At 48.9% G+C, this 22,607-nt stretch carries 14 protein-coding genes and 1 riboswitch; of the genes, 10 read left to right on the forward strand and 4 right to left on the reverse strand.

Annotation, left to right across the window (positions count from 1 at the left end):
- Window positions 1-22 precede the first annotated feature (22 nt).
- Both BLS62_RS10160 and BLS62_RS10165 read left to right on the forward strand, forming a co-directional pair.
- The gene (locus BLS62_RS10160) at window positions 23-2,170 is read left to right on the forward strand and encodes an RNA degradosome polyphosphate kinase (RefSeq protein ID WP_244283635.1); all 2,148 of its coding nucleotides are present in this window, start codon (window positions 23-25) and stop codon (window positions 2,168-2,170) included.
- Window positions 2,148-3,671, forward strand: coding sequence for a Ppx/GppA phosphatase family protein (locus BLS62_RS10165; protein ID WP_093180154.1), 1,524 nt, complete (start codon window positions 2,148-2,150; stop codon window positions 3,669-3,671). Before BLS62_RS10160 ends, BLS62_RS10165 begins: the two co-directional genes overlap by 23 nt.
- A 108-nt stretch (window positions 3,672-3,779) precedes the next feature.
- Here the strand turns inward: BLS62_RS10165 and rnd are convergent, their stop codons facing one another.
- A complete protein-coding gene (gene rnd / locus BLS62_RS10170; RefSeq protein ID WP_093180157.1) occupies window positions 3,780-5,009 on the reverse strand; it encodes a ribonuclease D in 1,230 nt (409 codons plus the stop codon).
- Between the two features lie 299 nt (window positions 5,010-5,308).
- Here rnd and aspS point away from each other — a divergent pair, with 299 nt between their 5' ends.
- Both aspS and BLS62_RS10180 read left to right on the forward strand, forming a co-directional pair.
- Window positions 5,309-7,093 carry an aspartate--tRNA ligase gene (aspS, locus tag BLS62_RS10175; protein ID WP_093180161.1) on the forward strand — a complete coding sequence of 595 codons (1,785 nt, stop codon included), beginning with the start codon at window positions 5,309-5,311 and terminating at the stop codon, window positions 7,091-7,093.
- A 155-nt stretch (window positions 7,094-7,248) separates the two neighbouring features.
- A complete protein-coding gene (locus BLS62_RS10180; RefSeq protein ID WP_093180164.1) occupies window positions 7,249-9,033 on the forward strand; it encodes an ABC transporter ATP-binding protein in 1,785 nt (594 codons plus the stop codon).
- Window positions 9,034-9,113: 80 nt separating this feature from the next.
- Here BLS62_RS10180 and BLS62_RS10185 read toward each other — a convergent pair whose 3' ends face one another.
- A complete protein-coding gene (locus BLS62_RS10185; RefSeq protein WP_093180167.1) occupies window positions 9,114-10,868 on the reverse strand; it encodes a hypothetical protein in 1,755 nt (584 codons plus the stop codon).
- A gap of 404 nt (window positions 10,869-11,272) precedes the next feature.
- Entirely contained in the window at window positions 11,273-12,466 is a 1,194-nt protein-coding gene (locus tag BLS62_RS10190; RefSeq protein WP_093180170.1) for a hypothetical protein, read from the reverse strand.
- A 255-nt stretch (window positions 12,467-12,721) separates the two neighbouring features.
- On the opposite strand from BLS62_RS10190, the gene BLS62_RS10195 reads away from it, so the two are divergent.
- From BLS62_RS10195 to BLS62_RS10210, 4 genes are all read left to right on the forward strand, one after another.
- Window positions 12,722-14,383: an EAL domain-containing protein gene (locus tag BLS62_RS10195; RefSeq protein ID WP_093180173.1), complete on the forward strand. Its 1,662-nt coding sequence runs from the start codon at window positions 12,722-12,724 to the stop codon at window positions 14,381-14,383.
- A gap of 321 nt (window positions 14,384-14,704) precedes the next feature.
- Window positions 14,705-15,517, forward strand: coding sequence for a ferredoxin--NADP reductase (locus BLS62_RS10200; RefSeq protein ID WP_093188744.1), 813 nt, complete (start codon window positions 14,705-14,707; stop codon window positions 15,515-15,517).
- Between the two features lie 56 nt (window positions 15,518-15,573).
- Window positions 15,574-16,107 (forward strand): regulatory protein RecX, encoded by a 534-nt coding sequence (locus tag BLS62_RS10205; protein ID WP_093180176.1) that lies wholly within the window; start codon window positions 15,574-15,576, stop codon window positions 16,105-16,107.
- 115 nt (window positions 16,108-16,222) lie between these two features.
- Complete coding sequence (locus tag BLS62_RS10210; RefSeq protein WP_093180178.1) at window positions 16,223-17,353, forward strand: heparin lyase I family protein; 1,131 nt, start codon at window positions 16,223-16,225, stop codon at window positions 17,351-17,353.
- Here BLS62_RS10210 and BLS62_RS10215 read toward each other — a convergent pair.
- On the reverse strand, window positions 17,350-19,017 hold the full coding sequence (locus BLS62_RS10215; RefSeq protein WP_093180181.1) for a formate--tetrahydrofolate ligase: 1,668 nt from the start codon (window positions 19,015-19,017) through the stop codon (window positions 17,350-17,352). The genes BLS62_RS10210 and BLS62_RS10215 overlap by 4 nt on opposite strands.
- Window positions 19,018-19,320: 303 nt before the next feature.
- Here BLS62_RS10215 and BLS62_RS10220 point away from each other — a divergent pair, with 303 nt between their 5' ends.
- Together BLS62_RS10220 and BLS62_RS10225 are read left to right on the forward strand one after the other, a co-directional pair.
- On the forward strand, window positions 19,321-20,214 hold the full coding sequence (locus BLS62_RS10220; RefSeq protein ID WP_093180184.1) for a DMT family transporter: 894 nt from the start codon (window positions 19,321-19,323) through the stop codon (window positions 20,212-20,214).
- A gap of 133 nt (window positions 20,215-20,347) precedes the next feature.
- Window positions 20,348-20,562: riboswitch (cobalamin riboswitch) on the forward strand.
- A 172-nt stretch (window positions 20,563-20,734) separates the two neighbouring features.
- On the forward strand, window positions 20,735-22,591 hold the full coding sequence (locus BLS62_RS10225; protein WP_208990799.1) for a TonB-dependent receptor plug domain-containing protein: 1,857 nt from the start codon (window positions 20,735-20,737) through the stop codon (window positions 22,589-22,591).
- Window positions 22,592-22,607: the final 16 nt, after the last annotated feature.

Below are 22,607 nucleotides of genomic sequence, written 5' to 3' on the forward strand. Positions count from 1 at the left end.
GGTGAACGCGGGTCTGGCACTGATGCAAAAGCCAGAGCGTTTTATAAACCGTGAACTCTCGTGGCTTCAGTTCAACCGGCGTGTTCTGGAAGAATCCATGAACCCAAGCCATCCACTTCTGGAACGGCTTCGGTTTCTGTCCATCTCTGCCAACAACTTAGATGAATTCTTCATGGTGCGTGTTGCTGGTCTTCGCGGGCAGCAACGTGCTGGTGTTACAACAATTTCTGATGATGGTTTGACTGCAACAGAGCAGTTGGAGCAAATTTCAGTTGAAGTTAAAAAGCTTCAGAGTGAGCAACAAGCTCGCTTTCGTCAGTTGAGGACTGAGCTTGCCGATGAGGGGATCTTCATCGTCGAGACTCAAAGTATGAGTCAGGCAGAAACCGATTGGTTGGAAGATTACTTCCTTCAACACATTTTTCCAGTCCTCACACCGCTTGCCATTGATCCGGCACACCCGTTTCCGTTCATTCCAAACCTCGGGTTCTCGCTGATCCTCGACCTGCGACCGGTTGATGGCGGGGGCGGTATGGTTGCGCTCCTTCGCATGCCAAGTCCAATTGGCCGGTTTGTTGTACTCCCCACGCCTCCGGAAGCTCAACAAAAGGCAACACGCTTTATTCCCATTGAAACAATCATCTCTCTGTTTATCGGCAAGCTATTCCCGGGCTATGAGGTTTGCGGAAAAGGCGCCTTCCGTGTACTGCGCGATTCAGATTTGGAGATTGAGGAAGAAGCGGAAGATCTGGTGCGCGTTTTTGAAACAGCACTGAAGCGCCGTCGTCGTGGATCTGTGATCCGTATGGAAATTGACGAGAGCACACCAGAAAACCTGCGCAACTTTGTGGCCAATGAGCTGGAAGTTGAAGCAGATGAGATTTTCCTCGCCAATGGTTTGCTAGCTCTCAACGACTTGTCTCAAGCCGTTAACGTCAAGCGCGACGATCTGAAATTTCCGCCTTATACGCCGCGGTACCCAGAGCGCATTCGCGAACATGGCGGCGATTGTTTTGCCGCAATTCAGCAAAAAGACATCCTCATCCACCACCCATATGAGAGCTTTGATGTGGTGGTGCAGTTCCTGCGTCAGGCGGCGCAGGATCCAGATGTGGTTGCTATCAAACAAACGCTTTACCGCACCTCCAAGAACTCGCCTATCGTCAAAGCGCTGGCTGAAGCTGCAGAATCTGGGAAATCTGTTACTGCACTTATAGAGTTAAAAGCCCGATTTGATGAAGAAGCCAATATTCGTTGGGCACGAGATTTGGAGCGTGCTGGTGTGCAGGTTGTCTTTGGCTTCCTAGAGCTGAAAACCCATGCAAAAGTCTCAATGGTTGTACGCCGCGAGCAGGGTGGTCTGAGGACCTACTGCCATTTTGGCACTGGCAACTACCACCCCATCACAGCACGCATCTACACCGATTTGTCTTATTTTACTGCAGAGCCCGCCATGGCGCGTGATGCAGCTAAGGTCTTCAACTACATCACGGGTTATGCGGAGCCGGGTGAGCTTGAGCGTCTCGCGGTTTCTCCCAAGAACCTGCGCAAACGGATCATCCAGCACACAGAAGCAGAGATCGCTCACACCAAAGCGGGGCGTCCGGGTCAGATCTGGATGAAAATGAACTCCCTTGTTGATCCAGGAGTGATTGACGCGCTTTACCGTGCAAGTCAGGCTGGCGTGCAGATTGACCTGGTGGTTCGCGGTATTTGTTGTCTGCGGGCAGGCGTGCCGGGGTTGTCAGATAATATCCGCGCCAAATCTATTGTGGGTAGGTTCCTTGAGCATAGCCGTATCTTCTGCTTTGGGAATGGTCATGGGTTGCCCTCCGATGAAGCCCATGTCTATATCTCCTCAGCGGATATGATGCCGCGTAATCTGGATCGTCGCGTGGAAACGCTTGTACCAGTGAAAACACCAGCTGTTCACAAACAGATCCTTGATCAGATCATGGTTGCGAACCTAGAAGATAATCAACAAAGCTGGCGCCTACTTCCGGACGGCAGTCATGAACGCATTATTGCAGAGCCCGACGAAGATCCGTTCAATGTGCATATGTTCTTCATGACCAACCCATCCTTATCCGGTCGTGGCAGCTCGCTACAGGGCGATAGCCCTAAACTTTTTGCAGAACGGCCAAGTAGTGATAGATATCTCGACGAGTGAAGAACCTCGCGGACGATTTACAGACCCGGGACCAATAGCAATCATTGATATTGGTTCTAACTCTGTCCGTCTTGTTATTTATGAAAGATTGGCGCGGAATCCGACAGCGCTTTTCAATGAGAAAATTTTGGCTGGCCTTGGCCGTGGTGTTGGTCAAACCAAACGCCTCGGCGAAGAAAATGTCGCGACTGCATTGCGTGCTTTGGTACGTTTTAGGCGTGTTTGCGACCATGTTGGCGTCATTCAGCTCAATATTCTCGCCACCGCCGCAGCGCGTGAGGCTGAGAATGGGCCAGAATTCATTGCCCGTGTAGAAGAAATTTGCCGCGAAAAAGTGCAAATCCTCTCGGGCCGGGATGAGGCCTTTTATTCTGCAATGGGCGTCTACTCCGGGTTTTGGCGCGCAGATGGCCTTGTTGGTGATCTGGGCGGCGGCTCCTTGGAACTGGTTGATATCAGCGCACATGGCATTGGTGATGGTCGGACATTCCCGTTAGGCGGTATTCGTCTTCAGGAATCTTCAGACCGTGACCTCGCTTTGGCAAATGAGATTGCCAAGGAAGAGCTGGATAAAGCTGGTTGGTTGGGCAAGGCCAAGGATCGTAATTTTTACGCTATTGGTGGCACATGGCGCTCGCTTGGTCGGCTGCATTTGTTCCAGCAAGGTTATCCCTTGCATGTGATGCATGACTATTCCGTCCCAGCGGAAGTTATGATCGAATTCTGCGAGCAAATCATGCGAGACGACCTGAGCAACGAGCCATGTATTCAAGTCATTTCCAAAGCACGGCGCTCTCTGCTGCCCTATGGCGCGACAGTCATGCGTCAAACCCTGCTGCATTGTCAGGCTGATACGGTGGTCTTTTCTGCCCTTGGTGTGCGGGAAGGGCTGTTGTTTGAGTTGCTTGATGAGGGCGGTAAGGCGCAAGACCCGCTTATTACAGCGGCTCATGAGCTGGGTGTGTTGCGGTCCCGAGATCCGTCCTATTCAGCAGAAGTGATTGAATGGAGCGAACAGGCCATGCGTGTTGCTGGTGTGGATGAGAGCGAAGGCGAGCGCCGCCTAAGGACCTCTGCGTGTCATTTGACAGATATTGGCTGGCGGGCTCACCCGGATTATCGAGGGCAACAATCTCTTAACATTATATCCAATGGCGGCTTTGTGGGTATTGATCATGCTGGTCGGGCCTATTTGGCACTGAGCGTGTTCTATCGCTATGAAGGCCTGATGGATGATGCTTTATCACCTGAGATCCGAAGCCTGTGTAATCCACGGCTCATGAAACTTGCACGGATTTTGGGAGCGACCTTACGTGTGGCGGCATTGATCAGCGCGTCCATGAATGGTGTGTTGCTAAAAAGCAAACTCTCACTCGTGAATGGAAAACTCGTACTCGCTCTGCCTGCTGAACTTGCTGATATGCAAGGAGATCGCCTGACAAAACGCTTGAACCAATTGGGCCGTGTCATGGATCTGGAGGCTGAGGTGAGGGTGCACTAACCCTCCTGAAATAATGCTGTATTACAAGAAAGCCCCGACAGATAATGCCGGGGCTTTTCTTATATGCCAATTTTTTGGACTAAATGATTTGCTCAATCGCGATGCAGATTATTCTGACTTCGCCTTATCGCGAGTGCCCTTGCTGCTACTACGGCGACGTGAGTTGGTTTCGGCACGCTCAATTGGTTCGCCTTGTTCGCATACAACAACGACGCGACCATTGAAGGCCAGACCGATCTCACCATTTTTAAGGCGAAGAGCATCTTCCCCGAAGAGTTCTCTGCGCCAGCCTGAAAGGGCTTGCACATCAGTGACTTCGTTGGAGGCGATTCTATCCAGATCATCTACAGTGGCGATAACCTTTGAGGCAACACCAAAGCTCTCGCTCTTCATTTTCAAAAGAACTTTGAGCAGGTCAACCGCAGCAGACGCTCCATCTGGAGACGTGCGGCCCTTGGGAACCTCAGGTAAATCACTCTCATTGATTTCCAAAGCACGTTTTACGGCCTTAAGAATGTCATCCGCATGACGAGAGCGCTCAAAACCACGTGGAATGGTGCGTAGGTGCCCCAGAGCTTCAATCGTAATCGGCTTTTGGGTTGCTACTTCAAAAATTGCATCATCTTTGATTACGCGGCTGCGCGGCACGTCTCGTTTCTGAGCTTCCTGTTCACGCCAAAACGCGAGTTCCTTCAGCACAGCCAGATCGCGTGGTTTGCGAACTCGCAACTTCATGCGCTGCCATGCTTTTGCTGGATCACTGCGATAGGTATCGACAGAAGACAGCGTTGCCATCTCGTCTTCTACCCAATGGCTGCGGCCCTGCTCCTCAAGCTGTTTTTTAAGGAACTGATAGACATCGCGCAGATGTGTTACATCGGCGACAGCATAAGTCAGCTGCTTTTCGGTCAAAGGACGGAGGGACCAATCGGTAAATCTGGAAGATTTATCGATGCGTTCGCCCGTAACTTTGGCAACCAGTTGATCGTAGGAGACTGAATCGCCAAATCCGCAAACCATTGCCGCGACCTGACTGTCAAACAGCGGTGCGGGAACAAATCCACCTAAATGGTAGATAATTTCAATGTCTTGCCGTGCGGCATGAAACACCTTCACGATGGCGGTGTTGCGCATCAAAGCAAAAAACGGTTCGAGATCCAGATCTTCAGCCAGTGCATCTACCAGAACTGCGTGATCAGGATTAGCAATCTGAATTACGCAGAGCTTTGGCCAGAAAGTGGTTTCTCGCAAAAACTCAGTATCAACTGTTACGAAATCTGAATTGGCGAGCTTGGCGCAGGCTTGGGCCAGCTCTTCTGTTGTTGTGATCATCTTCATGGTGCCAAGGTCTATAACGCAACCTGAAGAGCTTGTCCTTAACAAATTTGCCTGTTTTTCCTATGAAGTGGTTGTAAACGCCTCTTTTTGCATTCAAGGCACAAAAGGGTCGTACCTCGGAGCTAATATATGAGGGCTTGGCAGAGGAAACTCGGGAAATGTGCCTAAGAAACCCCTTCAAGGTCTCTCTCTTACTTGACTTTGATGTGCTGGCATGTCTTTTCCAGCCGATGACCCTTTTACGCGGGTCAATAAGTTTTCCGAATGACATGATTCACTAGATTATCACTGAGGACGCTATGCATCGTTATCGAAGCCAAACCTGCGGAGAACTGCGGGCAAACAACGTGGGTGAAACTGCTCGCCTTTCTGGCTGGGTACATCGTGTACGCGATCACGGCGGCCTGCTGTTCATCGATCTGCGCGACCACTACGGACTGACCCAGTGTGTTGTTGATCCTGACTCCCCTGCATTCAAGCTGGCTGAAACCGTTCGTGCCGAATGGTGTATCCGTATCGACGGCGACGTTAAAACCCGCACCGAAGGCACTGCAAACGAAAGTCTTGCGACCGGTGAAATCGAAATTTTCATTCGTGAGATTGAAGTGCTTGGCGCGTCTCAGGAACTTCCAATGCCAGTTTTTGGTGAATTGGAATACCCTGAAGATATCCGTTTGAAATATCGTTTCTTGGACCTGCGCCGTGAGACGCTGCACGCAAACTTGATGACCCGTACGAAGATCGTCAACTCCATGCGTCGCCGTATGAACGATGCTGAGTTTAACGAATTCCAGACACCGATCCTGACCGCCTCTTCTCCAGAAGGCGCCCGTGATTTCTTGGTGCCTTCTCGTATTCACCCTGGTAAGTTCTACGCTCTTCCTCAGGCTCCTCAGCAGTTCAAGCAGCTGCTCATGATGTCTGGTTTCGACAAGTACTTCCAGATAGCTCCTTGTTTCCGTGATGAAGATCCACGCGCTGACCGCCTGCCAGGCGAGTTCTACCAGCTCGACGTGGAAATGAGCTTCGTGACTCAGGAAGACGTTCTGCAGACTATGGAACCTGTGATCCGTGGTGTGTTTGAAGAGTTCTCTGAAGGCAAACGTGTCACTCAGGAATTCCCACGTATTCCTTACGCTGAATCCATTCGCAAATATGGCTCTGATAAGCCAGATCTGCGGAACCCGATTGAAATGCAGGAAGTAACCGATCACTTCGCAGGCTCCGGCTTTAAAGTGTTCGCTCGCATGATCGAGAGCGATCCCAAGGTTCAGGTCTGGGCGATTCCAGCTCCTAAAGGGGGGTCTCGCGCATTCTGTGACCGTATGAATTCATGGGCACAGAGCGAAGGCCAGCCAGGTCTTGGTTACATTTTCTTCCGTAAAGAAGAAGATACAATCGCAGGTGCTGGCCCAGTTGCAAAGAACATCGGTGCAGAACGCACTGACGAACTTCGCAACCAGCTCGGTCTGACTGAAGGCGATGCAGTCTTCTTTGCAGCCGGAGATCCTAAAAAATTTGCGGATTTTGCTGGCAAGGCACGGACACGTGTTGCAGAAGAACTGAACCTCATCGATGAAGATCAGTTCGCACTGTGCTGGATCGTTGACTTCCCAATGTACGAGTGGGACGAAGAAAACAAGAAAGTTGACTTCTGTCACAACCCGTTCTCCATGCCGGAAGGTGGCATGGACGGCCTCAACAACACCGATCCACTGGCATTGAACGCGTACCAGTATGATGTGGTCTGTAACGGTTTTGAGATCGGCTCCGGCGCGATCCGTAATCACCAGGTTGAAGTCATGAAGAAAGCGTTTGAGATCGCTGGGTATGACGAAAGCTTGCTGGAAGAAAAATTCGGCGGCATGTACCGCGCATTCCAGTACGGCGCACCTCCACACGGCGGTATGGCTGCTGGTGTTGATCGCATCGTGATGTTGCTCGTTGGTGCTAAGAACCTGCGTGAAGTGACGCTGTTCCCAATGAACCAGCAAGCGCAGGATCTCATGATGGGTGCTCCAGGGGATGTTTTCCCAAACCAGCTTCGTGATCTGCACATTCGCCTCAATTTGCCTGAAGCTTAAGCGCTGACTGTAGAATTGTAGGTATGGCGGATTTCGCTATAATGATATAAATCTTGTGAAGGGCGGTCGTAGATTTACGGTCGCCTTTTCATCTTCTACCGATAGCAACTTGAGCGAGTGTTGTTCAGGTTCTTTGGAAAAGCTGAGGGTTTTGGGTGTTTAACGCCATAAGCAGAAAGCTATTTGCTGATAAGGACGGGGCTGCAAGTCTCATCCGCCGTCTTCTCCGAGAGAATTTCGGGCAATATCGAAAACAATACATCATCGCATTCGGATTTATGTTGGTTGCCGCCGCCGCAGGTGCAGGCAGCGCTGCTATCATGAAAGAGGTGATCGATAAGGTCTTTCTCGACCGTGATATGAACATGGTCTATGTGATTTCCGGATCCGTGATGGCAATCTTCCTTGCCAAAGGTGCTGCAACATACGGGCAAACCGTTGTGTTAAGTAGAATTGGCAACTCCATTGTTGCCAAGCTTCAGCGAGAAATGTTTGAAAAGGTCACGCGCCTCGGCGTGAGGTACTTCGACCACACCACGTTTGGTGACTTGGCAACACGTTTTGGGCATAACACGGGTGCTGCCCGTGGTGTGATGGATATGGTTATTCTCGCTGCAGGTCGTGATGTGATGTCAGTACTGGGGCTTGTGGCCGTCATGGTCTGGCAGGACCCACTGCTCTCCTTGATTTCATTGACCATCATGCCGCCAGCTGTCTTTGCAGTGTCCAAACTCGTCAAGCGCGTCAAAAAAATCGCAAAAAGCCAGTTTGTTTCTCAAACAATGATCTTGTCATTGGTGAAGGAAATGGCCCTTGGCATCCGCGTTGTGAAGTCCTTCAACTACGAAACAAATATGCATTCTTCGATGGAGACGGCTGTTTCTGATGTGGAAAGACAAGCAAATAAAATTGCCAAACTAACAGCGCGGACGTCTCCTCTGATGGAAACGCTTGGCGGCTTAGCTATCGGTACGATCATTCTTTATGGCGGGTACAGCGTCATCTCCCTTGGGCAGGACCCAGGGGCTTTCTTTGCGTTCATTACAGCGCTTTTACTGGCTTATGAGCCTATAAAACGTCTGGCACGCCTACAGGTAAACCTGAACACTCAGTTGGTTGGGGTTCGGTTGATGTATGAGCTTCTGGATATGAAAGAAGCACACCCGGATAGTGACGATAAGCCGAAACTGACGGTTAAGGGCGGTTTGGTTGAGTTCAAAGATGTGGAATTTGACTACGGTAAAGCCAAAGCGCTCAATGGACTGACGTTCTCTGCAAAGGCTGGGGATGTCACGGCGCTCGTTGGAGCTTCTGGAGCGGGTAAGTCGACAGTTTTTTCTTTGATTGAGCGTTTTTACGAGTTTGGCAGTGGTGAAATCCTGATTGATGGTCAGGATATACGAAACTACAGCATCACAAGCCTGCGCAGCAACATTGCTATTGTCACACAGGATACCTTTCTTTTTGATCGTACGATCAAGGAAAATATCCTGATTGGTCGTCCTGACGCCAGTGATGAAGAGGTAATCTCAGCGGCTAAGAACGCAAATGCCGATGAATTCATTACGCAGATGGACAAGGGCTACGACAGTAAAGCAGGTGAGGGTGGAGCGCGTTTGTCTGGTGGACAGCGCCAACGTTTAGCCATTGCACGTGCTATGTTATCCCAAGCCCCAATTCTTCTGCTGGATGAAGCGACATCAGCGCTGGATGCTGAATCAGAAAATAAAGTACAAGCCGCTCTGGCACGCCTGATGAAAGGCCGGACAACACTTGTGATTGCTCATAGGCTGTCTACCGTCCGCGATGCAAATACCATTCACGTTCTCGCAAAAGGTAAGCTTTTGGAAACTGGTAGTCATAACCAGCTCTATGAGATGGATGGATATTACAGGCATTTGTGTGAACTTCAATTTACGAGTAGCTCTGACAGTAAATAGTCTTTTTGAGGCGAGTGTGATTATAAAAAAACGCTGCGGTGAGGGAACACTGCAGCGTTTTTTAGTTTTATATTCGGAGCTTATTCAGAGTAAGAAACTGTCGCACCAAGCAGCTTGGGAAGTTCCTGCGGAGCAAGAGCTGCCATGCCACCAAGCTGCATGACTGATACTGGGGCTTCTGGCGCCAGCGTCACTCGCAAGTTGGTGGAGTTCATAGCGAAACTCTTAACTGCCTTAGCAAGCTCAATTGCGAAGTCAGTTTTAGCAAGCGGTCCGGCTTCTTGAAGCATGCCATCAATCATCATGGCAGAGAGCATCTCAGCAGGCACACCAGCTTGTTCTGCCTGTGCTGCAAGCAGTTCACTGATGAGTGGAGAGTCCATCACTTCAATCTGAGCACCTTTGAAAGTAGCAAGTGTAATCACCGCTTCAGCCTGCTCAGGATCAGTGAACAAACTGCGTGGGATGCCGCCAAGCTGAATATCAGCGCGCAGTTTCAGACCGTTCTTCAGTTCAAACTCAAACTTCTCAAGGATTAGATCTTCAGTATCTTCGTCCCAAGCAATATTGAAGCCTTCATTAATCGTCACACGTTCAATACCAAGGCGTTCAAGAACACCAAGAACCATCGGGTCTTCGAGAAGCGCTGCGTCAAATTCTAGGTCGCCAATGACTTGAGTAATCCTTGTAGGGATCGGACCGATATGGTTTTCCATCAACAACGTGAATTCACTCAGAGAAACTGGGGTGTCCAGATCGTCTGTGATGGCCTCAACGCCCGTGATGGAGAATTTGCCGATTGTTGGGATGATGTCGAGAGCCGCATTAGGATCGCGCTCTACCATCATTCCTTTTTCGACCATAGTTTTTAAGCTCGGCCATGCAATATCAGCAATCTCAAATGAGTCGATATCGAAAACCGCATCGTCACCTTCGATAGCTCCATGGAAGCCTTCAAACTTCACGCTGCCCAGGCTGTTGGAGCTGAAGTCTGACATTGACGCAGACGCGAGTGTCATTTCAAAGCTCGGAGCAACCTCAGTTTCACGTTTCGCCCGAATAGGATCCCATACCTTTACAGCGAGGTCCTTCACATCTGAATAACCGATGGAATAGGTGCCCAATGAATCAAATAACTCGAAAATGGTCTCTTCGCTTGGATCTGCATCCTCTACATCGAGCTTTTCAATGATGGAAAGCAGTTTAAGGCCATCTCCGCCGGAAATGGAGAGATCCTGAGCTGATGTAGATGCAATGCTCATTACCATCTTGCCAATTGGATCATAGGCTTTCGCCCCGTCCACGGACATTTCAATTTTAATGTCCTCAGCTGAGTACCCGCCCATGTACTTTGCAGTAGGGGCATCCGTAATTTGGAAAAATGCCAGCAATGGGCGAACATCAATATCGGTAATCTTGACATTATTGTAAGTGGTAACAGTATCACTCGTCACATTGGATGACACGTTTTCCGATTCCATACGTGTCTTACTGGTGGTCACATAGTTGGCAACGGTGATCAGGTCGGTCTTACCATCCTTGCTTCCGCTGCTCTTATAATCGCTCAGGACACTGTGTGATGTCACTTCGGACATTAAATTGGCATCAACCGTCATTTCAGCAACAGTGGTCTCGCCATAATTTATAGCGGTCCCAAGTTGAAGAAATGCCAGTAATGCATCCTGATCAAAGTTTTCCTTAAGGTTTGGATGGTCTATCCATTCCTCAGAGTAATCATTAATGGTGTAGTCTTTGACATAACCGCTGAAAACACCGATTGCATCTGCAGCCTTGGCAGCTGCAAGATCACTAATTGCCTCGTCGCTTTCAATCACACCAAACTCGTAAGTTGCGCTTTCTATGTCGAGTGACTGGTAGCTGTAGACATTACCGGATTTTTCAGAGTTTCTGAAAATCAGCTTTGGCAGGTTGATGTCGACGTAAAACGTATAAGCTGGCTTGCCTGCATCGTTTTGGTAGGTGAAGACGCCTGAAATTTTGTAATCACGGATTTCAGTCGTATCACTTGTCTCGACAACTTCTGTATAGGAGGCTCTCTCAAGTCCGTTTTCCAGATACCAAGCGTTGTAGTTGTCAATAAGTTCAGAAGCAGGACTTGCAAAGGACGGCTGTGTAGCAAGACCTAAAACAGTGATTGAAACGACAAAAAAATTCTTGCCGTTTGAAATTATGGAAAGGCATTAATAAAACCTTTTATGACCAGTAGGAGGGTTACTCCCTAGTTTACATTTGCTTCAAGGCCAATGCCAAGCAAAGAAATGAGGGAAAGAGGGGAAATTGCAGATACCCCAAGAATTTGTGTGACACTCACAGGTGCCATGGGGGTAATGCTGAGTGTAATGCTCTGTGGATTTTGTAAAAAACTATCAAACGCTTCTGAAAATTCCAGTTTTTTGGCTTTGTCAGGGATGCGGCTGAGATGCCTGTCCATCTTCGCAGTCAGGTTATTAATATAGGTTGGTCGTGTTTTTCCCTGGGTATGTGCCTGCCGTTCCAGAATATTCTCAATGCCACCTTCATTAATTAATGAAAGACTAAAGGATGAAACTGCAGTGCTCTGAAGAAGATCAAGGGCTACTGTATTGCCTTTGGCGGCAAGTTCAACGACCTGGTCAACCACAGTGTCTGTTAGGCCATTGAGCTGTATAGCGAGCTGGACAGCAAGAATTTTCTCCAAAACAACTTCACCTGTTGAGATTTTAAGCTCCCCTGTAGTCCCATCCCATTCGCCTTCGAAAACAATGTTTCCTTGAACTTCAGTAAGGCCAAGTTGATCGAGCCACGCCTGCTGCGCAGGATCAAACATGGACTTACTCAAAATGATGTTGGCAATGTCCACACTGGCAGAAAGAGGGTAGTCACCATTGTTGGAGTCAAATTCCAGCGTAATACGCTCTACCGGCATGGTTTGCCCGCTGGACTGGTCTTCAAACAACAAGCCAATAACCTCAGCAGTGGAGTAGAGTGACATTGGTAGGTCGGTCGCGGGATTATGCAGATCTGCCTGCGTTGGGAGATAAAGGTCAGTAATTGCAATCTTCTCCGCGGTGAACTTGAAATCAGGTTCCACCATCTGGAAGGTTGACGCTGCAAAAGCGCCAATAAATAACCGCCCATCGCTTTCCAATGAGGCCTGAGCCAAGGCGAGATCTTTAATTGAAAAGCGTTTCTTTGGATCGCCGTCTGGATGACCCTCTATGCCCTCAATATTCAAAACATCATCGGTAACACTCACAGGTCCAACAAATGTCAAATTTAAACCGCGCTCTTCCAAAAGCTCCAGAAAAGCCCGTGCAACTGGATTGGGAACATTGCTTTGTGCCGCAGCTTGTGTCTGACCAACTCCGACTAATAGGAGGAAAACGAACGGCAAAATAGTTCGTGAGAATAACCGCAAACTGAGTGTTTTCATTTTTGTTGGCTCCAACACCGGTACAGGTAGGATGCAATGAAGTGAGATATAGTGACATATTGAAGGTTAGGGCTCGGTGTATTCTGCTGCGAAAAATCAAAGTTTTGGGGCAGAGATCCAGATAAAATATCCGGTCCAAATCTCACATAAAAAGCATCTGGGGATTTTTCCATGTATTTGGAAGTTTTTTACAGTTTCGAGTAAGTCTTAACCATAAAATGGGATGTCGTATTTCTCCTTGTTAAGGTCGTTGCTGTGTCTCGCCATTATTTCGTTTTTGTTCGCGCAATTTTGGTTGCTCTGGGATTAGCACTCCTGCCGTTGCTTATGGGCAATATGATCTTGGAGAATTTTGCGACGCATCAGGCCCGTAGTGAGATGAACGCAATCGCTGATCGTTATATTTCGCGCAGTGAATCCGCGATTTCTGACGTTGTGGAAGTACTGCGCCAGATGCAGGTGAAGGGGTTAACGTCCTGTACACGCCAAAATCAGGGCGAATTTGAAAAGACCCTTGCACAAAACGTAATTATCAATGCCATCGGCATCGTAGATCACCGCGGTGTCCCGATGTGTTATGTGCCGGCTCAGGTTCGCAGCGGCAACGCAGTCTTACCAGCTCAAAAGAAAGATGCACCACGCGTTGGTATCGGCATGTCTTGGATGGAGTATCAAGGCATTCGCACTGCGCTTGTCTCGTGGAAGCTCAGCAATGGGTGGCGGTTGGTTGCCAATATCTCTCCAATTGTCCTCGCAATTGAAGCTGGACCGGACTATTTGCGCCAGGCTACGGAAATCGAAGTACGGTTGGGGCGTGATCATATTTGGGTCAATCCCGTTGGCAACAGTACACTTCCTGTCATTATGGGCAGTAACTATATTGAGGAGTTTGCCTCCTCTACCATATACCCGATCAATGTTCGGGTAAGGAGTGACCGTAATGCGGTTATGAGCTTGGTTAGTGAGCTCAAAATTGTCGCGGTGATTGCCTGTTCTGGTATTGCCATTTTCCTAATTGCACTCGGCGTGTGGCTCTCTTGGAAACCGGAAAAAGAAGCAGAAGACGACTTTATCGCCTCTATTCGTAACAACGAATTTATCCCATACTACCAGCCGGTCGTGGATATCGTAACAGGCGAACTTCAGGGCTGCGAGATGCTCATGCGCTGGCAGTTGCCTAATGGACGTATAGTCTCTCCGGGCCAGTTTATGACCTATGCAGAAACCACCGGGCATATTTTTGAGATGACTCGCTGCATTATGCGTCAATCCATTGATGATCTGGGCGAGCTTTATGCAAGCCATCCTGAATTAAAGATCTCGGTAAACCTGTTTGCTGGTCACTTTAATGATCGGTCAGTGATCGACGACATCCTCGATGTTTATGAGGATTCTCCAATTGCCCTCAGTCAGGTTGTGATGGAGGTGACAGAGCGTCAACCCTTGGAAGATATCGAACTGGCGCGTAAAATTATTGCAGAAATGCAGGCGCACGGTATTCGTGTAGCACTGGATGATGTGGGAACAGGCCATGGTGGTCTTGCCTACTTGCAAAAACTGGGCATGGACATCGTTAAGATCGACAAGATGTTTATCGACCCGCTTGGTAGCGAAGAAAACGCTTTCCGCCTCGTCGATGCCATTGCTGAACTTGCGGATACCATGAACATGGGCATCATCGCAGAAGGCGTAGAGAAGTACGAGCAGATCGTTTTGCTACGTGAACTCGGCGTATCATCAGCACAGGGTTATATCTTCTCCAAACCGCTTTCAGCGCGTCAGTACCTCGAGTTTGCTGAGGACATTTTCACTGACCGTCGTAATCCGGTGAAAGTTCTGGAAGTGCAGCAAGAACTTGAAGCCGAGGGAGCGGGAAATGACGCCTCTTCCAGCAGTGCAAACCAAACCACAATCTGAAACCTAGTCGCAGTATGCACTTTAATTTTTGAGAGACCGCTCTGTGTCCTCAAGGGAATAACTTTTGCAATTCCGTTGAATAATCGAAATATATTCCATAATAATTATTGATATATGATTTGGCATAACCTCAAAATCCCCGTAGTTACGTGTCACTCAATCAGCTAGTAGCTCTGATGAGGGGGTGCCGCTATTCTAAGGATTGCACGTGTCGGAAAAGAAATATTCACTAGCTGGGGCATAATTAGCTGAGTATGCCTCAGTATGGAGAGCCGGTTGAGTTAGTCTTTGCAGACCTCATCAACCGGAGCAATGCAAGAGATGAACCAGATACTAAAGGATTTTGAATTGAAGACAGCAGTTCCTGCAAATGTATTTGTAGAAACAGTTACGGAAGTGACTCACTTCACAGACCGTCTTTTCCGGTTCAAAATCACTCGTCCAGCAAGTTTCAGGTTTCGCTCTGGTGAATTTGTCATGATTGGTCTGATGATCGATGGCAAACCGTTGTTCCGCGCCTATTCCATTGCAAGTCCGTCATGGGATGAAGAACTGGAGTTCTTTTCCATTAAAGTGCCGGATGGACCTCTGACCCAGCATTTGCAAAATGTGAAGATAGGCGACGAGATTTTCCTGAAGAAAAAGTCGACTGGCACTCTCGTATTGGATGCTCTTTCACCAGCAAAGCGGCTCTACATGTTCTCTTCTGGTACTGGTATTGCCCCTTTTGCGAGTCTCATTCGGGATCCGGAGACCTATGAGAAATTTGAGGAAGTCATCCTGACCCATACAACTCGTGAGATTGCAGAGCTTCAGTATGGGGAACAGCTAATAGCCGATATCTCTAAGGATCCGCTGATCGGAGAAATGGCTCAGGGCAAGTTGCACCTTTACAACTCAGTTACCCGCGAGAAGTTTCAACGGGAAGGCCGGATCACACATCTGATTGACAGCGGGAAATTGTTTTCTGACCTCGGTGTCCCAAAACTCAATTCGGCCGAAGATCGAGCGATGATTTGTGGCTCAATGCACATGATCGCTGATACCAAAACCTTGCTGGAACAACGAGGTTTTGATGAAGGTGCGAACAACCACCCAAGTGATTTTGTTGTTGAACGTGCATTCGTGGGGTAAATCCTCCTGCAAAATATGCTAGCTGAAAGCTGGTTTGTTTTGCAAATGAGGGCAGTGTGGCAAAGAAAATATCTTCCGGTTATCTCCGTCGCGCTGCCTTGCATTATCTCAACCGTTACAGTACCTCAGAAGACAGCTTACGCCGTGTTTTGAAGCGCAAGATAGACAAACGGGCACGCGAAGCAGAAGAAGATCCCTCAGAGCTTTATGAACTCATAGACCCCACGATTGAGTTTTGTCGTGAGCATAAGTTTATTGATGATCTCAGGTTCGCACAAAGTAAAATCAGAACTGGAACCATAAGAGGCAAATCTCAATCACGGTTAAAGCTGGAGTTAAATGCGAAGGGGGTATCCGGAGAGGACATCCAATCAGCGTTTGACGAGGAAACCCATGATGAAGATAAAGCAGCATTGGCTTACGCAAAACGACGAGGTTTAGGTCCATGGCGAAGAAAGCCGAAGGACGAGCGTAAGGACAAAGAATTAGCCAGTCTGGTTCGAGCTGGATTTTCGTTTTCCATGGCACAGCAAATCATCGATATGTCGTTGGAGGAAGCCGAGGATATTATTTTCGCGCGTCAACTTTGACTATTTTCTTAAAGTCATCCGAAAAACGAGAAAGCAGTATTTGAAGCACAGCAACAATTTTCCCATAGATTAAGCCAGTCAGCTCAATGTCAGGCGCGATGCCTAGGGAGAGAATATGCTGTTTGCAGCCTATCGCCGAGTTTTATGGGAGCGCAGCATTCCAGCTTACGTGCTGAGTTTTATTTTGATCGGCTTGGCAGCTGATACTGCTTTGGCCAGTCAAACCCCCTCTGCAAAACCTAGTTTAAATCCCGATAATACAGAAGTAATCGTGACGCCGCAGCAAGGCGGAACAGTGCATGTTGATGAGCTTCGCAAAAACGGTTGTTCTGTTATTATAGACGACTTTGATGAGTACCCGAGCGCTTCTAATTGGGACGTCCACCGCATGAACAAACCTGAAAATTTCCAGATTGAAAGCCAGGTTGTGAGGGATGGTGGTCACGCGCTTGCCATCACCGTATTTGGTGACGATGAGTTGGATGCTGAGGGCAACCTCAAAAATGAACTTTGGGAAGCACGCCAAAACCGTTGTAAATTCGGTGATGAAGTTTGGTATTCCTTCAGTTTTCGCATTGATGGAACAGTCTGGCCGGCAGGTTCAACCAGATGGGTGATAGGCCAATGGAAGGAAGATTCCGGCGGCAGTCCATTTCTGGCGCAACGGTTTGATAACGGCGTGTTTCACATCACTGTGCAGCATAATAAAGTTCGCCAACTGGTAGCGCAGGCGGAAGGCAGTTATCAGCAGGATTTCAGTGATTTTTCGATTGAATTTCGGCAAATGTTGAGTTTAGATCGTCAAGGTTTTCGGAATAAAAATGATGCCAGTCGCACCTCAGATGATTTTCTCGGCAGTGGCTTAACCATACCGGAACTCAAAAAAGCTATTGAGGAACAGGATACCTCAAAATTTCCATTCTTGGTTGATCCGGAAACCTACTCAGATTACCCCGGTATCCAGATTGAGCTCTCTGATGACCCCGTTTTGCCAAACCCAACCACAGGCTGGGTCGATATGCGTTATCGCGTAAAGGGCAGCCGGCTGGGGCAGGGCCTTATCGAAATCTGGGCCAACAACAAATTCATCGCGCGCGTCACCGGTTACATCGGCAATGATGAGTTTAACGGTGACACTCAGTACTTCAAGTTCGGCCATTATCGCGACTATGATCGGGATGATCTACAATCAACGGTCTATCTGGACCGCTTCCGCAGAGGCCCAGAACGATCAGACGTGGACTAAAATAACCCTTCAATCTGGCCGTTCTCATCAAGTCCGATGGTTTCAGCAGCTGGATGGCGCGGCAATCCCGGCATCACCATAACGTCTCCGGTCAAGACCACGATAAACCCTGCACCCGCAGAAAGCTTCACTTCACGAACGTGGACACTGTGATCCGTTGGAGCGCCAAGTTTGCTTGGGTCGGTTGAAAATGAATAGGGCGTTTTGGCCATACATACAGGAAGGTGCCCATAACCTCTGTCTTCAAAGGATTTGAGCTGGTCCAGCACCGGTTGTTCGCAGGCAACAGAAGACGCTCCGTAGACCCCCTTGCCAATTGCCTCAATCTTATCCCAAAGCGGCTGGTCATCATCGTAAAGGAATTTGAAATTGGAGGGAGTTTTACCCATCAACTTTACTACGTCACGAGCCAACTGTTCGGTACCCGCAGATCCATCGGCCCAGTGTGTGCATGAAACAGCATGCACGCCAAGCGCTTCAACTCGTTCTGTGAGCAGCGCAATTTCATCGTCCGTGTCATCTACAAACCGGTTGATGGCAACAATCACAGGAACTTGGTAGGATGTAGTGTTCTTGATATGGCGTTCCAGATTGCTCAAGCCTTGCGAAAGTGCAGTCAGGTTCTCCGTACTCAGTTCTTTTTTCGAGACACCGCCGTGCATTTTGAGCGCGCGTACCGTGGCAACAATAACCACAGCATCAGGCGCTAAACCAGCTTGGCGGCATTTGATGTTGAAGAATTTCTCCGCTCCCAAATCTGCCCCAAATCCAGCTTCAGTCACAACATAATCTGCAAGTTTAAGTGCAGTCTTTGTTGCGATAACGGAGTTGCACCCATGCGCGATATTTGCAAATGGCCCTCCATGAATTATTGCTGGGTTGTTCTCCAGCGTCTGGACCAGATTAGGACGCAGCGCATCCTTCAAAAGCACAGTCATTGCGCCATCTGCTTTGATGTCGCGGCAATACACCGGCGTTTTATCGCGGCGGTAGGCGATAAGAAGTCGGCCCAGCCGCTCCTGCAAGTCTTCAAGGTTTTCAGCAAGGCACAACACGGCCATCACTTCGGAGGCAACGGTAATGTCATACCCGGATTCTGACGGGAACCCGTTACTCACACCGCCAAGGCCGGTCGTGATGGTGCGTATGGCACGGTCATTGATATCTACCACACGGCGCCAGACGATGCGGCGCTGGTCAAGGTCCTCTGCGTTACCCCAGTAAATGTGGTTATCAATCATCGCAGAAAGCAGATTATGCGCAGTCGAGATCGCATGCATGTCTCCGGTGAAATGAAGGTTGATATCCTCCATAGGCACCACTTGTGCATACCCGCCGCCAGCAGCTCCGCCCTTCATGCCAAAACAAGGCCCCAGAGAAGGTTCACGCAGGCAAATCGCGGTCTTCAATCCGATGCGGTTGAGCGCATCACCCAGCCCAACTGTTGTCGTCGTTTTACCTTCGCCAGCCGGTGTAGGCGACATGGCAGTCACAAGAATGAGCTTGCCTTGCTTTGGATCAATCGATTCTGGCAATTCATCCAAATTAATCTTTGCTTTGAAGCGACCGTAAGGCTCCAATGCAGCTTCCGGGATGTTCAGATCTTGAGCAATGCGAGCAATGGGATGCATTTCAGCTGCGCGCGCAATTTCAATATCTTTCATGGGAAATCTCCGGAAGGCATAGCCTGAGTAAATCAATGTGCCTCAGAAAAGCACTGTGCTTGACGCTGCTCTACAAAATGTGCGGAGAAAGTGCAAGGTCACATAAGGGTTAGCTAAAATGAAATGTGACGCAGGCTTGTTTCAATGGTTAGCAGAATTGTGGAACTTTCTTGCGGGAATAGTTGTTGGCTATTTCAAATAACCAATCACTACGCTTGCGCCCAAAAACCAAGGCCAGTAGAGCTGATAAGGTTTTCAATTCTGACTACGCATTCGTCGTAGCTTTTTCCGGTTAGGTCCCCCATGTACTTATTTGAAGTTGCTGCGCTTGGCGCTGCTGCCGCTTGGGCTGTGGGAAGCCTTATTTCTGCTAAGCCAGCAGCGCATCTTGGAGCCATTGGCTTTAACTGTGTGCGCATGTGGTTTGTGGTGCTGTTTCTCGGCACCTATGTTTTGGCGACCGGAAGTTGGAGCACTGTTGATTCCAGTCACTCATTTCTTATCTTTATGTCTGGCTTCATTGGCATCTTTATGGGGGATACTCTGTTGTTCCTCACACTCAACAGAATGGGCCCACGTCGAACCGCCATTTTGTTCTCCATGAACGCCCCCATGTCCGCATTGCTCGGCTGGGTATTTTTATCAGAGGAACTACCCTTCCAGGCAATTATCGGAATTTCTATCGTGATAGTTGGCGTTTTGATGGCCATTGCATTCGGTAAACGAAAAGACCAGTTGCACAAATGGGAGAGCATAAAAGGCCCCATTGTCGTTGGTGTTCTGTTCGGCACATTGGCTGCGCTTTCTCAATCCGTTGGATCCATCATCATCCGCCCCGTAATGGCAAGCGGTGCTGATCCCGTCGCTGTGTCCTTAATGCGCTGTACCATTGCTGCATTTGGTTTGCTGGCGCTGTTCTACCTGCCGGGAAGACCATTCAAACTTGCCAATCCAATAAACAAAGAAATTGTAGCCTTGGCTTCACTCTCAGGCGTGCTGGGCATGGGTATTGGGATGACCTTGATCCTCTACGCTCTGAGCGGAGGTGAAGTTGGCATTGTGTCCACACTCTCAGCAACCACACCAGCAATGATGCTGCCCGTGCTCTGGTCTCAAACAAAAGAGTGTCCAGCTGTTGGTGCGTGGGTTGGGGCGGCATTGGTTATTGTTGGCTGCGGATTGCTCTTCATGAGCTAGGCGGCGTGTCACTGTTGCTACCAGAGCTAGAGTTTTACCGTATTGAAATACAATATCTGTGAATTTAGCCCGTTAATAGTCTGATTTGGCGAGCGTGCAGTTCCAGATGCTTGACGGCCCCCATTCTAATCTGATCAATAGAATTGTATTTGGTATTTTTGTCATGTTGGCAAAAATGAAAAGGGAACACGATCCGCATAGCGAAAGCCGTGGCTGCCCCCGCAACTGTGAGCGTAGAGCTGATATCCATTATTGCCACTGACAACAGTGTTTAAAGCTGAGTTGGGAAGGCCGGATATGAGTGATGACGCGCAAGCCAGGAGACCTGCCAAATACAGTCACTCACCCAAAGCGCGGGGCGTGCTGTGGGGCGGTACTCCGTTCAAGTGACATTCACAGTGCGTCTGGGCACAAAACCGTTCCTCCTGTTTTTCAGTGGGTCGGGATTGCTGTGTCCGGATATGCACAATGCAAGCAACAGCATGGCATCCAACAGATGCTGTGAATGGTGGACACGACTGTGCGTTTACAAACTCAATACTCAGCTGCGCTGAAATCCAGCGCCGCATTCATTGCGCTCCTCAGCACAATTGCAACCGGCAAAGCAGAGGAGGTTCTGCTCGATGACGTGATCGTCACCGCAAATCGGTATGAGACAGAAGCAGGAAAAACAGGCTCCACCACTATCGTGGTGACAGAAGAAGAGCTGGAAGAAGATGGCTCCGTCTTCGTGCAGGAGTATCTCGCAAAACTGCCGGGTCTCTCTTTTACTCAAAATGGCGGTGCAGGCAAAAAAAGCACAATCACCCTTCGTGGTATGTCGTCGCGCTACATTAAAGTTCTGGTAGACGGCATCGATATCTCCGACCCATCCGGGCCGCAGGTTTCAACTAGGTTGGAACATCTTCTTCTCGCCGATGTTGAACGGATTGAGGTGCTGAAGGGCTCTCAAAGCGCGCTGTATGGCGGCCAAGCGGTTGCAGGTGTCATAAATATCATGACAAAGCGTGCACCTGCCGGAACTGTAAAACAGAACGCTCAGGTGGAAGCTGGCGCTTATAAAACCTTTAAAGCATTCTACGGATTACAAGCCGCAACGGATCGCTCTGATATAGCCATCAGCGCAGAACATTTTCGAACAGAAGGGTTCAGTGCTCAAACTCCAAAGGGAGGCCCAGCTGATATGGATGGATATGAGAACACAACTCTGTCAGCGCGTGGCTCATTTGATGCGACCGACAATCTGAATATCTACTTTTCTGTACGCGGTGCTAAGGGGATTTCAGAAATTGATGGCTATAACGATCCAGATCGTCACGATGAAATGCTCTATCGACAAATCTCAGGGAAACTGGGAGCAAACATTCTCTGGCTGTCAGATCAAGTAACGAGTGATGTCTCGGTAGAGACTACGGATATAAAACGAGAACAAGACTATGCCAAAGCGGGCAAAGCAAACAGTGTTTTTGAGGGGGCTAGGTTAAAATTTGCTCTCCAAAATGACTTGGAAGTCAGTGATCGAGTGACCTTCAATTTGGGTGCCGACTGGATGCGCGAAACGGCAAGAGGTCAGGATGAAGCAAGGTTAGCAGGTGGCTTTGTTCAGGCTCTTATAGAGCCAGTTGATGGGCTCAACTTGGCGGCGTCAGCACGAGTGGATAACCACAGTGAATTCGGGAACTATTGGTCAGGCCGACTAACCGCATCCTATCAAATTTTAGAAAATACACGCCTTCACTCCAGCTTTGGAAATGGATTCAGAGCCCCCTCTCTTTACGAGCTTTACAACCCAGAATATGGCAATGAAAGCCTTGAGCCGGAAACTAGTCTGAGTTTTGATCTTGGAATTGAGCTAGGTTGGTTTGGTGATAAAATCAAAACTTCAGCAACCTACTTTGACATTCTGACAAATAACCTGATTGTCTACCATGATTTTGGAACTGTGAGTGATCCCTACAAAGGTGAATATAGGCAGATTACCGGAACATCTCGCAGTCAAGGGATAGAGCTTGGTGCCAGCTATGCCCCCGTCGAAAACCTACGCCTTTCCAGTGCATACACCTACACATGGGCAACCGAAGACGGTGGCAAGCGCCGGGACAGGGTTCCACTACATGACCTTAACGTTGCAGTGAGTTATGACCCGACAGAAGACATCACGCTTAACGTCAATGGGAACTTTATCGCAGGTCTCACCGACAAGGGCAAAGATATGAAAGATACATTCTTACTCGGAGCAAAAGCCTCTTACGATGTGACCGAGGAAGTGGAAGTCTATGTTCGCGGTGAAAACCTTCTAAATCAGCGATATGAGCGTATCAAAGGCTATCAGACGTCCGGTCTGGCAGTTTATGCTGGTCTGCGTGCAAGTTTCTGATTAAAAAGGCCGTCCG

The sequence above is a fragment of the Pseudovibrio sp. Tun.PSC04-5.I4 genome (genome assembly GCF_900104145.1).
Classification (GTDB): Bacteria; Pseudomonadota; Alphaproteobacteria; order Rhizobiales; family Stappiaceae; genus Pseudovibrio.

What these genes read in the sequence shown, in the direction of transcription:
- BLS62_RS10160 (WP_244283635.1), top strand. Translation starts at nt 23, where the DNA reads ATGCAAAAGCCAGAGCGTTTTATAAACCGTGAACTCTCGTGGCTTCAG.
- rnd (WP_093180157.1), bottom strand. Translation starts at nt 5,009, where the DNA reads ATGAAGATGATCACAACAACAGAAGAGCTGGCCCAAGCCTGCGCCAAG.
- aspS (WP_093180161.1), top strand. Translation starts at nt 5,309, where the DNA reads ATGCATCGTTATCGAAGCCAAACCTGCGGAGAACTGCGGGCAAACAAC.
- BLS62_RS10190 (WP_093180170.1), bottom strand. Translation starts at nt 12,466, where the DNA reads ATGAAAACACTCAGTTTGCGGTTATTCTCACGAACTATTTTGCCGTTC.
- BLS62_RS10200 (WP_093188744.1), top strand. Translation starts at nt 14,705, where the DNA reads ATGAACCAGATACTAAAGGATTTTGAATTGAAGACAGCAGTTCCTGCA.
- BLS62_RS10210 (WP_093180178.1), top strand. Translation starts at nt 16,223, where the DNA reads ATGCTGTTTGCAGCCTATCGCCGAGTTTTATGGGAGCGCAGCATTCCA.
- BLS62_RS10215 (WP_093180181.1), bottom strand. Translation starts at nt 19,017, where the DNA reads ATGAAAGATATTGAAATTGCGCGCGCAGCTGAAATGCATCCCATTGCT.
- BLS62_RS10220 (WP_093180184.1), top strand. Translation starts at nt 19,321, where the DNA reads ATGTACTTATTTGAAGTTGCTGCGCTTGGCGCTGCTGCCGCTTGGGCT.